General features: G+C 52.1%; 9 protein-coding genes and 4 tRNA genes. 11 read left to right on the top strand and 2 right to left on the bottom strand.

All coding sequences use genetic code 11. From position 1 onward, the window contains the following. From rffA to ACJHW7_RS19530, 11 genes are all read left to right on the top strand, one after another. Positions 1-1,131 carry a dTDP-4-amino-4,6-dideoxygalactose transaminase gene (gene rffA / locus ACJHW7_RS19580; protein WP_000612036.1) on the top strand — a complete coding sequence of 377 codons (1,131 nt, stop codon included), beginning with the start codon at positions 1-3 and terminating at the stop codon, positions 1,129-1,131. 1 nt (position 1,132) lies between these two features. Then, complete coding sequence (gene wzxE / locus ACJHW7_RS19575) at positions 1,133-2,383, top strand: lipid III flippase WzxE (RefSeq protein ID WP_000050265.1); 1,251 nt, start codon at positions 1,133-1,135, stop codon at positions 2,381-2,383. Further along, entirely contained in the window at positions 2,380-3,459 is a 1,080-nt protein-coding gene (gene rffT / locus ACJHW7_RS19570) for a TDP-N-acetylfucosamine:lipid II N-acetylfucosaminyltransferase (protein ID WP_000217239.1), read from the top strand. Before wzxE ends, rffT begins: the two co-directional genes overlap by 4 nt. After that, entirely contained in the window at positions 3,456-4,808 is a 1,353-nt protein-coding gene (gene wzyE, locus ACJHW7_RS19565; protein WP_000055132.1) for an ECA oligosaccharide polymerase, read from the top strand. The genes rffT and wzyE overlap by 4 nt, the downstream gene beginning before the upstream one ends. Positions 4,809-4,810: 2 nt before the next feature. Beyond that, a complete protein-coding gene (gene wecG, locus ACJHW7_RS19560) occupies positions 4,811-5,551 on the top strand; it encodes a lipopolysaccharide N-acetylmannosaminouronosyltransferase (protein WP_001064038.1) in 741 nt (246 codons plus the stop codon). A 190-nt stretch (positions 5,552-5,741) separates the two neighbouring features. Beyond that, positions 5,742-7,127 (top strand): bifunctional threonine/serine APC transporter ThrP, encoded by a 1,386-nt coding sequence (gene thrP, locus ACJHW7_RS19555; protein WP_000774731.1) that lies wholly within the window; start codon positions 5,742-5,744, stop codon positions 7,125-7,127. Between the two features lie 102 nt (positions 7,128-7,229). After that, positions 7,230-7,306 (top strand) — tRNA-Arg (locus tag ACJHW7_RS19550). A 58-nt stretch (positions 7,307-7,364) separates the two neighbouring features. Continuing rightward, positions 7,365-7,440, top strand: a tRNA-His gene (locus tag ACJHW7_RS19545). A gap of 20 nt (positions 7,441-7,460) precedes the next feature. Then, a tRNA-Leu gene (locus tag ACJHW7_RS19540) sits at positions 7,461-7,547 on the top strand. Positions 7,548-7,589: 42 nt separating this feature from the next. Beyond that, positions 7,590-7,666 (top strand) — tRNA-Pro (locus ACJHW7_RS19535). A gap of 146 nt (positions 7,667-7,812) precedes the next feature. Next, complete coding sequence (locus tag ACJHW7_RS19530) at positions 7,813-9,048, top strand: anaerobic sulfatase maturase (RefSeq protein ID WP_000941536.1); 1,236 nt, start codon at positions 7,813-7,815, stop codon at positions 9,046-9,048. A gap of 167 nt (positions 9,049-9,215) precedes the next feature. Here the strand turns inward: ACJHW7_RS19530 and aslA are convergent, their stop codons facing one another. Together aslA and hemY are read right to left on the bottom strand one after the other, a co-directional pair. Next, positions 9,216-10,871, bottom strand: a complete 1,656-nt coding sequence (gene aslA / locus ACJHW7_RS19525) for an arylsulfatase AslA (RefSeq protein WP_021557366.1) — start codon at positions 10,869-10,871, stop codon at positions 9,216-9,218. A gap of 678 nt (positions 10,872-11,549) precedes the next feature. Next, on the bottom strand, positions 11,550-12,746 hold the full coding sequence (gene hemY, locus ACJHW7_RS19520; protein WP_000921791.1) for a protoheme IX biogenesis protein HemY: 1,197 nt from the start codon (positions 12,744-12,746) through the stop codon (positions 11,550-11,552). Positions 12,747-12,748: the final 2 nt, after the last annotated feature.

Raw genomic sequence — 12,748 nt, 5'->3', positions numbered from 1 at the left:
ATGATTCCATTTAACGCACCGCCGGTGGTGGGAACCGAACTCGACTATATGCAGTCGGCAATGGGTAGCGGCAAACTGTGTGGCGATGGCGGTTTTACCCGTCGCTGCCAGCAGTGGCTGGAGCAACGTTTTGGCAGCGCCAAAGTGTTACTGACGCCGTCCTGCACCGCTTCGCTGGAGATGGCGGCGCTGCTGCTCGATATCCAGCCTGGCGATGAAGTGATCATGCCGAGCTACACCTTTGTCTCCACCGCCAATGCCTTTGTGCTGCGTGGCGCAAAAATCGTTTTTGTGGATGTTCGCCCGGACACCATGAACATCGACGAAACGCTGATTGAAGCGGCGATCACCGACAAAACGCGCGTTATCGTGCCGGTCCATTACGCGGGTGTGGCCTGCGAAATGGACACCATTATGGCGTTGGCGAAAAAGCATAATCTGTTTGTGGTAGAAGATGCCGCTCAGGGCGTGATATCCACTTACAAAGGGCGTGCACTGGGAACCATTGGTCATATTGGCTGCTTTAGCTTCCATGAAACCAAAAACTATACGGCGGGTGGTGAAGGCGGCGCGACGCTGATTAACGATAAAGCGTTAATCGAACGAGCCGAGATCATCCGTGAAAAGGGCACTAACCGCAGCCAGTTCTTCCGTGGTCAGGTCGATAAATATACCTGGCGCGATATTGGCTCCAGCTATTTGATGTCCGATCTGCAAGCTGCGTACCTGTGGGCGCAACTGGAAGCAGCGGATCGTATCAACCAGCAACGTCTGGCGCTGTGGCAAAACTACTACGATGCGTTAGCGCCTCTGGCGAAAGCCGGGCGTATCGAGCTGCCGTCGATTCCCGATGGCTGCGTGCAGAACGCGCATATGTTCTACATTAAACTGCGGGATATTGATGACCGGAGCGCGTTGATTAACTTTCTGAAAGAAGCGGAAATCATGGCGGTGTTCCATTACATTCCGCTGCACGGTTGCCCTGCGGGGGAACGCTTTGGTGAGTTCCACGGTGAAGATCGCTACACCACCAAAGAGAGCGAGCGCCTGCTGCGCCTGCCGCTGTTCTACAACCTGTCGCCCGTCAATCAGCGTACGGTAATTGCGACTTTGTTGAACTACTTCTCCTGATATGTCGTTGGCAAAAGCGTCCTTGTGGACGGCGGCCAGTACACTGGTCAAGATTGGTGCCGGGTTACTGGTCGGTAAGTTGCTGGCGGTGTCATTTGGTCCGGCGGGGCTTGGGCTGGCGGCAAATTTCCGCCAGTTGATTACCGTGCTCGGCGTGCTTGCCGGGGCTGGCATCTTTAACGGTGTAACCAAATACGTTGCCCAGTACCATGATAATCCGCAACAGCTGCGCCGCGTGGTCGGCACTTCATCAGCGATGGTACTTGGTTTCTCTACGCTGATGGCGCTGGTTTTTGTGCTGGCAGCTGCGCCAATCAGCCAGGGATTGTTTGGTAATACCGACTATCAGGGGCTGGTGCGTTTAGTGGCGCTGGTGCAAATGGGGATCGCCTGGGGCAACCTGTTACTGGCGCTGATGAAAGGCTTTCGCGATGCCGCAGGTAATGCGTTATCGCTGATTGTCGGCAGCTTGATTGGCGTTCTCGCGTACTACGTCAGTTACCGTTTGGGCGGTTATGAAGGGGCGTTGCTGGGTCTGGCGCTGATTCCCGCGCTGGTGGTGATTCCTGCCGCCATCATGTTGATCAAACGTGGTGTCATCCCGTTAAGCTATCTGAAACCCAGCTGGGATAACGGTCTGGCAGGGCAGTTGAGCAAATTTACGCTCATGGCGTTGATTACGTCGGTGACCTTGCCTGTTGCTTACATCATGATGCGTAAACTGCTCGCGGCGCAGTATAGCTGGGATGAAGTGGGGATCTGGCAAGGGGTGAGCAGTATTTCCGATGCCTACCTGCAATTTATTACGGCATCGTTCAGCGTATATTTGCTGCCCACGTTGTCGCGGCTAACGGAAAAGCGCGATATCACCCGGGAAGTGGTTAAATCGCTGAAATTCGTCTTACCGGCAGTGGCGGCGGCGAGTTTTACCGTCTGGCTGCTGCGTGATTTTGCTATCTGGCTGCTGTTGTCGAATAAATTTACCGCTATGCGCGATCTCTTTGCCTGGCAGTTAGTGGGTGATGTGTTAAAAGTGGGCGCTTATGTCTTTGGTTATCTGGTGATCGCCAAAGCGTCACTGCGGTTTTATATTCTGGCGGAAGTCAGCCAGTTCACTTTATTGATGGTATTTGCCCACTGGCTAATCCCTGCGCATGGTGCACTGGGCGCGGCGCAGGCATATATGGCAACTTATATCGTCTATTTTTCTCTTTGTTGTGGCGTGTTTTTACTCTGGCGTAGGCGGGCATGACTGTACTGATTCACGTACTGGGATCGGATATCCCTCACCATAACCGAACCGTTTTGCGGTTTTTCAATGACGCGCTGGCTGCGACGAGCGAGCACGCGCGCGAGTTTATGGTTGTTGGCAAGGACGACGGCTTAAGTGATAGCTGTCCGGCGCTTTCTGTGCAATTTTTCCCTGGGAAAAAATCGCTGGCGGAAGCGGTCATCGCGAAAGCAAAAGCTAACCGTCAGCAGCGTTTTTTCTTCCACGGTCAGTTCAATCCCACACTGTGGCTGGCTCTGCTGAGTGGTGGCATTAAGCCCAGCCAGTTTTTCTGGCATATCTGGGGGGCAGACCTGTATGAGCTTTCCAGTGGCTTGAGATATAAGCTTTTTTACCCACTACGTCGCCTGGCGCAAAAGCGAGTCGGCTGTGTATTTGCCACCCGCGGCGATTTGAGCTTTTTTGCCAAAACGCATCCAAAGGTGCGGGGCGAACTGCTGTACTTCCCGACGCGGATGGACCCTTCTCTCAATACGATGGCGAACGATCGGCAACGTGAAGGGAAAATGACCATTCTGGTGGGGAACTCCGGTGACCGCAGCAATGACCATATTGCTGCCTTGTGCGCCGTTCATCAGCAATTTGGCGATACGGTAAAAGTGGTGGTGCCGATGGGATATCCGCCTAATAACGAAGCGTACATTGAGGAAGTTCGTCAGGCGGGGCTGGAGTTATTCAGCGAAGAAAATCTGCAAATTTTGAGCGAAAAACTGGAATTTGACGCCTATCTGGCGCTACTTCGTCAGTGCGATCTTGGTTACTTTATTTTTGCTCGCCAGCAGGGCATTGGTACGCTGTGCTTACTGATTCAGGCGGGCATTCCTTGTGTGCTTAACCGGGAAAATCCGTTCTGGCAGGATATGACGGAACAGCATTTGCCAGTGCTGTTTACTACCGACGATCTCAACGAGGATATTGTGCGTGAAGCGCAGCGCCAGTTGGCGTCGGTGGATAAAAACACCATTGCCTTCTTTAGCCCTAACTATCTACAAGGCTGGCAGCGGGCGTTGGCGATTGCCGCCGGGGAGGGCGCATGAGTCTGCTGCAATTCAGTGGCCTGTTTGTGGTCTGGCTGCTCTGCACGCTGTTTATTGCCACGCTGACCTGGTTTGAGTTTCGCCGTGTGCGCTTTAACTTCAATGTCTTCTTTTCATTGCTGTTTTTGCTCACCTTTTTCTTCGGCTTCCCGCTGACCAGCGTGCTGGTATTTCGCTTTGATGTTGGTGTCGCGCCGCCAGAAATCTTGTTGCAGGCGTTGCTTTCTGCGGGCTGCTTCTACGCGGTTTACTATGTCACCTACAAAACCCGCCTACGCAAACGCGTTGCTGATGTACCGCGCCGTCCGCTGTTTACCATGAACCGCGTGGAGACCAATCTTACGTGGGTGATCCTGATGGGCATCGCGCTGGTAAGCGTCGGCATCTTCTTCATGCACAACGGCTTTTTGCTGTTCCGGCTTAACTCCTACAGTCAGATCTTCTCCAGTGAAGTCTCCGGCGTGGCGTTAAAACGCTTCTTTTACTTTTTCATCCCGGCGATGCTGGTGGTCTACTTTCTGCGCCAGGATAGCAAAGCGTGGCTGTTTTTCCTCGTCAGCACGGTCGCCTTTGGCTTGCTGACTTATATGATTGTCGGCGGCACTCGCGCCAATATCATCATCGCATTCGCTATCTTCCTGTTTATTGGCATTATTCGCGGCTGGATTTCGTTGTGGATGCTGGCGGCGGCGGGCGTGCTGGGGATTGTGGGCATGTTCTGGCTGGCGCTAAAACGCTATGGAATGAATGTGAGCGGTGATGAAGCGTTCTATACGTTTCTCTATCTCACTCGCGACACCTTCTCGCCATGGGAGAATCTGGCGTTGCTGTTGCAGAACTACGACAACATCGACTTCCAGGGCCTGGCTCCAATTGTCCGCGATTTCTATGTCTTTATCCCTTCCTGGCTGTGGCCGGGTCGCCCGAGTATGGTGCTGAACTCAGCCAACTACTTTACCTGGGAAGTGCTGAATAACCACTCCGGACTGGCGATCTCGCCTACGCTTATAGGCTCACTGGTGGTGATGGGCGGCGCGTTGTTCATCCCACTCGGGGCGATTGTGGTTGGACTGATCATCAAATGGTTCGACTGGCTGTATGAGCTGGGCAACCGCGAGACTAATCGCTATAAGGCTGCGATATTGCACAGTTTCTGCTTTGGGGCGATCTTCAATATGATCGTGCTGGCACGTGAAGGGCTGGATTCGTTTGTCTCACGCGTAGTCTTTTTTATCGTGGTCTTCGGCGCATGTCTGATGATCGCAAAACTGTTGTACTGGCTTTTTGAAAGCGCCGGACTCATTCATAAACGTACAAAATCATCGCTCCGGACGCAGGTTGAAGGATAACAATGAATAACAACACCACGGCACCAACCTATACGCTGCGTGGCTTACAGTTGATTGGTTGGCGTGATATGCAGCACGCCCTCGATTATCTGTTTGCTGACGGGCAGCTTAAGCAGGGAACGCTGGTTGCCATTAATGCTGAAAAAATGCTGACTATTGAAGATAACGCCGAGGTCAGGGAGTTAATTAACGCTGCCGAATTTAAATATGCGGATGGCATCAGCGTTGTACGTTCAGTACGTAAAAAGTACCCGCAGGCGCAGGTTTCCCGCGTTGCCGGTGCCGATCTCTGGGAAGAGCTGATGGCGCGCGCAGGCAAAGAAGGGACGCCGGTATTTCTTGTGGGCGGTAAACCTGAAGTGCTGGCGCAAACTGAAGCTAAACTGCGCAACCAATGGAATGTGAATATCGTTGGCAGTCAGGATGGTTATTTTAAACCCGAGCAGCGTCAGGCGCTGTTTGAACGCATTCATGCCAGCGGAGCGCAAATCGTCACCGTTGCGATGGGATCGCCAAAGCAGGAGATCTTCATGCGCGACTGCCGTCTGGTGCATCCAGATGCGCTGTATATGGGCGTTGGCGGGACTTACGATGTTTTCACCGGTCACGTAAAACGCGCACCGAAAATCTGGCAAACGCTGGGACTGGAGTGGCTCTACCGCCTGCTTTCGCAGCCGAGCCGCATTAAGCGTCAGCTTCGTTTGCTGCGTTATTTACGCTGGCACTACACCGGCAACCTCTGATTTTCCTCTCTTTGTAAAGCGACGGAGTGGTCACTCCGTCGCCTGTCTGCTTTTTTATTACACAAAGCATTCAAATTTTTAATGCTTTATTTGCCATTTCTCCTGAATTACGAAAACATTCGCAACACTCGATGTACCCATAACGATAACCGGTAACACCGGAAAGCATGCAAACACAACACGAGGATTTATGGCAGATAACAAACCAGAGCTACAGCGTGGGCTGGAAGCTCGACATATCGAACTCATCGCCCTGGGGGGCACCATTGGCGTCGGCCTGTTTATGGGGGCCGCCAGTACCTTGAAATGGGCCGGGCCATCCGTATTGTTGGCCTATATCATCGCCGGGCTATTCGTCTTTTTCATCATGCGTTCAATGGGCGAAATGTTGTTCCTCGAACCGGTTACCGGTTCGTTCGCCGTTTATGCGCATCGTTATATGAGCCCGTTCTTTGGTTATCTCACCGCCTGGTCTTACTGGTTTATGTGGATGGCCGTGGGGATCTCAGAAATCACCGCCATTGGCGTTTATGTCCAGTTCTGGTTCCCGGAGATGGCGCAGTGGATACCCGCATTGATCGCAGTGGCGCTGGTGGCGTTGGCGAATCTGGCGGCGGTGCGGTTGTACGGCGAAATCGAGTTCTGGTTCGCGATGATCAAAGTCACCACGATTATCGTGATGATTGTCATTGGCCTGGGCGTGATTTTCTTTGGCTTTGGCAATGGCGGGCAGTCGATTGGTTTTAGCAATCTCACAGAGCATGGCGGTTTCTTTGCGGGTGGCTGGAAAGGGTTCCTGACCGCGCTGTGTATTGTGGTGGCGTCCTACCAGGGCGTGGAGCTGATTGGCATTACTGCCGGTGAAGCGAAGAATCCGCAGGTGACGCTGCGCAGTGCCGTAGGCAAAGTGCTGTGGCGGATCCTGATTTTCTACGTAGGCGCGATTTTCGTTATCGTCACCATCTTCCCGTGGAATGAAATTGGCAGCAACGGCAGCCCGTTCGTACTGACTTTTGCCAAAATCGGTATTACCGCAGCGGCGGGCATTATCAACTTTGTGGTGCTGACGGCTGCGCTCTCTGGCTGTAACAGCGGCATGTACAGTTGCGGACGTATGCTCTACGCACTGGCGAAAAACCGTCAGTTACCGGCGGCGATGGCGAAAGTTTCCCGTCACGGCGTACCAGTTGCGGGTGTGGCAGTATCTATTGCTATTCTGCTAATTGGCTCATGCCTGAACTACATCATTCCCAATCCGCAGCGTGTGTTTGTCTACGTCTACAGTGCCAGCGTGCTTCCGGGGATGGTGCCATGGTTTGTGATATTGATAAGCCAGCTGCGTTTTCGGCGTGCACATAAAGCGGCGATTGCCAGCCATCCGTTCCGCTCAATCCTGTTCCCGTGGGCCAACTACGTAACAATGGCATTCCTGATTTGCGTTTTGATCGGCATGTACTTTAATGAAGATACGCGTATGTCGCTGTTTGTTGGCATCATCTTTATGCTGGCGGTGACGGCGATTTATAAAGTTTTTGGCCTTAATCGCCACGGGAAAGCGCATAAACTGGAGGAATAAGCAGCAAAACGCACAAACCGTAACCAAATGCGCAATTTATTTAAAAAGGGACTAGACAGAGGGGTGGGAAGTCCGTATTATCCACCCCCGCAACGGCGCTAAGCGCCCGTAGCTCAGCTGGATAGAGCGCTGCCCTCCGGAGGCAGAGGTCTCAGGTTCGAATCCTGTCGGGCGCGCCATTTAGTCCCGGCGCTTGAGCTGCGGTGGTAGTAATACCGCGTAACAAGATTTGTAGTGGTGGCTATAGCTCAGTTGGTAGAGCCCTGGATTGTGATTCCAGTTGTCGTGGGTTCGAATCCCATTAGCCACCCCATTATTAGAAGTTGTGACAATGCGAAGGTGGCGGAATTGGTAGACGCGCTAGCTTCAGGTGTTAGTGTCCTTACGGACGTGGGGGTTCAAGTCCCCCCCCTCGCACCACGACTTTAAAGAATTGAACTAAAAATTCAAAAAGCAGTATTTCGGCGAGTAGCGCAGCTTGGTAGCGCAACTGGTTTGGGACCAGTGGGTCGGAGGTTCGAATCCTCTCTCGCCGACCAATTTTGAACCCCGCTTCGGCGGGGTTTTTTGTTTTCTGTGCATTTCGTCACCCTCCCTTCGCAATAAACGCCCGTAATAACTCATTGCCCCACGGTATGATTTCGCCCTTAACGTATTGAAGGATGACTTCAGGCAAGGAGCGACCATGCTGCAACAGGTTCCAACGCGTGCTTTTCATGTGATGGCGAAACCGAGCGGTTCCGATTGTAATCTGAACTGTGACTACTGTTTTTATCTCGAAAAACAATCCCTTTACCGCGAAAAGCCAGTCACGCATATGGACGATGACACGCTGGAAGCGTATGTCCGTCACTATATCGCTGCCAGCGAACCGCAAAACGAAGTGGCTTTTACCTGGCAGGGCGGCGAACCAACGTTACTCGGGCTGGAGTTTTACCGCCGTGCCGTAGCGCTACAGGCGAAATATGGTGCTGGCAGGAAGATAAGTAACAGCTTCCAGACTAACGGCGTGCTGCTCGATGACGAATGGTGTGCATTTCTGGCAGAAAATCATTTTCTTGTTGGGTTATCGCTGGATGGTCCGGCTGAGATCCACAATCAATATCGCGTGACCAAAGGCGGCAGACCAACGCATAAGCTGGTGATGCGTGCCCTGACGCTGCTGCAAAAACATCATGTCGACTATAACGTGCTGGTCTGCGTTAATCGCACCAGCGCGCAGCAACCGTTGCAGGTATATGATTTTTTGTGCGATGCGGGAGTGGAATTCATCCAGTTTATTCCGGTGGTCGAGCGCCTGGCTGATGAAACGGCTGCCCGCGAAGGACTGAAATTGCATGCGCCTGGTGATATTCAGGGTGAGCTAACGGAATGGTCGGTGCGCCCCGAGGAGTTCGGTGAATTTCTGGTGGCGATATTCGACCACTGGATTAAACGCGACGTCGGCAAGATTTTCGTGATGAATATCGAATGGGCGTTTGCCAATTTTGTCGGTGCGCCGGGTGCGGTTTGCCATCATCAGCCAACCTGTGGGCGCTCGGTGATTGTTGAGCACAACGGCGACGTTTACGCCTGCGATCACTATGTTTATCCGCAATATCGACTGGGGAATATGCACCAGCAAACAATTGCAGAAATGATCGATTCCCCACAACAGCAGGTGTTTGGTGAAGATAAATTTAAGCAGTTACCGGCGCAGTGTCGCAGTTGTAACGTGTTAAAAGCGTGCTGGGGAGGCTGCCCGAAACACCGCTTCATGCTCGATGCTAGCGGTAAACCGGGGCTGAATTATTTGTGTGCCGGATATCAGCGTTATTTCCGCCATCTACCGCCATATCTTAAAGCTATGGCTGATTTGCTGGCGCACGGTCGTCCGGCCAGCGACATTATGCATGCGCATTTGCTGGTGGTGAGTAAGTAAAAAAGCGGCCATTTTGTGGCCACCTGCGGTTGATTGCCGGATGCGGCGTAAACGCCTTATCCGGCCTACATGATCGTGCAAATTCAATAAATTGCAGCGTTCTGTAGGCTGGATAAGATGCGTCAGCATCGCATCCGGCAAAGGCAGATCTCAGCGATAGCGCCGGCTTAATCAGATTTAATCTGCGCGCGTGGTGGATATTTTTTCAGGATCTCCATATACGCGTGCATTTCGGTCTGTAGCGGTACACCCATCGGAATATGGCGCACGCCAATGGAGTCGCTTTCCTGCGGATCGGTGTACAGGTTAAACACCGACGATCCCGCCGTTTGCATTACTGTGCCGGTGAATCCACCCTGATATCCGCTCTGGGTATAAGCGTAAGGTTGCTGAATCAGGACGTGATACTTGAATTCATCCATACGCACAGCAGCGAGTTTACCGTTGAGGAAGTAGTGCTCGGCCTTACGGTTAGACTGACCATTTGTTCCCAGGAAGAAAGATGTCTGGTCCACACCATCGATAAAGGTGGTTTTCGGCACTAAATTCGCCACTTTCGCGCCAGGATGCCCTGCCAGATCCAGCGCGGTAGGGAAGAGATCTGCCAGATCGACAATACCGTCAGATTTACGCGGTTGGATCATCCCTTTCCAGTACACGAAAGTCGGAACGCGAACGCCGCCTTCCCAGGTAGATCCTTTCGCACCACGGAACGGTGTGCGTCCGTGCGGCGGTACTTCGGCTTCCGGTCCGTTATCGGAGGTAAAGACAATCAGCGTGTTATCAAGCTGACCGTTTTTCTCCAGTGCTTTATACAGATTAGCGAACACATCGTTCATTTCCACCATGCAGTCGCCATACGAGGTGCGTGCCGGAGAGCTACCCGCATATTTGGCGTTCGGGTAGTTATCGAAGTGACAGCCGCGAGTGCCATAATAGAGGAAGAAAGGCTTATCACTCTTCGCCATCTTGTCGAGGAACTTAACGCCATATTCCATCCAGCGTTGATCCAGATCTTCCATATATTTCGGCGTAATGTCGGCAATGGCCTGTTGTTCGCCGCCGCGCACCGCATGAACGTCATCTTTGCTAAATGGTAATTGCTTGATGTATTCAGAACGGTCCGGACTCAGGGCCACTTCCGGGTTTACGTGAACATCGCGCCATTCGGTGTACATATCAGACACCGAGTTAAAGCCACGGAAATCATCAAAGCCAACGTTCTGCGGCTGCGACTCTTTGTTTTCCCCCATATGCCATTTCCCGATGGCCTGGGTGACGTAGCCCTGATCGTGCAGCAGTTGCGGCAGCGTGGTTAACCCTTGCAGCCCGCCCGGTTGCCCATACATTGGCGGCATCAGAATGCCGTGGTGGATGGAGTATTGTCCGGTGAGAATAGTGGCGCGGGTTGGGGAAGAGCTTGGTTGAGAATACGCCGAAGTTAAAATCAGCCCCTGGCTGGCAACGGCGTCGATATCTGGTGTAGGGTTACCTACCGCCACGCCGCCACCGTTAAAACCGACGTCCATCCAGCCCACATCGTCCAGCAAGAAAACAACCACATTCGGTTTCTTACCGGTTTTTTTCTCAAGTTCTGCCAGCTTCTGCTGGGTTTCTTTATCCTGCGACGGATGCTGCATTACTGGCATCATGTTGTCGGCAATAGTGGTCGCCGGTTTAACCAGATACTGGTTTGGGTGATCGTATCCGGCAAAGCCTTTGCGTGCGGTGGCAGTTGACGGGGTATCTGCTGCGCTGGCCATGAGAGGAAGAGCGGCGGCGACAGCAACAACAAGAAGTTTGGGTGAAAACGAAAATTCCATGCAAAATGCTCCGGTTTCATGTCAACAAAATGATGACGTAATTAAGCATTGATAATTGAGATCCCTCTCCCTGACAGGATGATTACATAAATAATAGTGATAAAAATAAATTATTTATTTATCCAGAAAATGAATTAGAAAATCAGGAGAGCATTTTCAATGCTACCTCTGTCACAGTTGATATGTAAGGCAGGTTTATTATATCGCGTTGATTATTGATGCTGTTTTTAGTTTTAACGGCAATTAATATATGTGTTATTAATTGAATGAATTTTATCATTCATAATAAGTATGTGTAGGATCAAGCTCAGGTTAAATATTCACTCAGGAAGTTATTACTCAGGAAGCAAAGAGGATTACAGAATTATCTCATAACAAGTGTTAAGGGATGTTATTTCCCGATTCTCTGTGGCATAATAAACGAGTAGATGCTCATTCCATCTCTTATGTTCGCCTTAGTGCCTCATAAACTCCGGAATGACGCAGAGCCGTTTACGGTGCTTATCGTCCACTGACAGATGTCGCTTATGCCTCATCAGACACCATGGACACAACGTTGAGTGAAGCACCCACTTGTTGTCATACAGACCTGTTTTAACGCCTGCTCCGTAGTAAGAGCAGGCGTTTTTTTATGTGTCAGGAAGGCCCCGGAGGTGCTTGCCTCCGGGTGAGAAGGAACTACTGTGGTGGGTTGTTCTGCAACGTTAACATCAAACCGTCGCGACGCATCGCTGCAGCTTCTTCTGGTTTGTGCAGTCTGTCCAGCGCGTCGGCAAGCCATGCGTAATCGTAGGCGTCCGGACGTTGTTTCAGCGCTGCGCGGAAGGCGAGCGATGCTTCCTGCCATTCGCCGTGCTTCATCAGTGACTGACCCAGTGTGCTCCACAACAGCGGGCGATCGCCGACGTTTTTGATTTGCTGGCGCAGCACTTTTTCAAGCTGTTCAGGGTTATTGGTTTTCAGACGCGGGATCGGCAGCAGTAGGCGATCGTCATACTGGCGTTTCAGGCCGTCGATGATAATTTGCTGGGCAGTATCATGATCGTCACATTCAATAAGATGTTCCGCCATTGCCACCTGCAACGCTACCTGATGACGCGTTTTCCGGCTTTGGTTTTTCCACCAGTTACGCAAACCTTCGCTACCGTTATCGGCACGCGCCTGATCCATCAGGCCAATCCATGCCTGTTGTTCCAGCATTGCACGATGTTCTTCATCACCAACATGGGCTTTCGCCATTGATGGGATAATATCCAGCAGCGAACTCCATGCACCTGTGCGGATATACGCCTGTTCCGCCAGACGTAATACTTCCGGATGGCGTGGCGTAACTTCCAGCAGCTTATCCACGCCGTGGCGTGCAGCATGGTTTTCATTACGGGCCAGTTGCAGACGTACACGGGTGATTTCTACCGGAATGGTGTCATTGCCGGCCAGCTCCGCTGCGCGTTCCAGATGTTGGTTGGCGCGCGCTTCATCACCACGTTGTTGCGCGGCTTCGGCAGCCAGTAGATAGTTCACCACCGGTTGTTCAGCGTGATCGGCATTTTTCGCCATCAGCTTTTCAACTTGCTGATAATCGCCTTCCGCCAGTTTCAGCAGCGCCTGTTCGGTCTGCTTACGTGCACGGCGACGCTTACGCCCGACAAACCACCCACGGGTGTGTGCGCCAGTGCGGAAGATCCGCCGCAGTAGCCACTCAATGGCAAACAGCACTACCATCGCCAGAATCAATATGATCGCCAGGCCCGTGACGCTGGTTTCGATATTGTAGTTGTCGGTCTGGATCAGCACATAACCCTGATGACCGGCAATCATCGGGCCAACCACGATCCCCGCAATCAGCAACACAAAGAGCAATAACACTTTTAGCATGG

The organism is Escherichia sp. WS1152, assembly GCF_046487665.1.
Classification (GTDB): Bacteria; Pseudomonadota; Gammaproteobacteria; order Enterobacterales; family Enterobacteriaceae; genus Escherichia; species Escherichia coli.
Note: the sequence above shows the minus strand (reverse complement) of the source record. Positions and strands in the feature narration are given on the sequence as shown.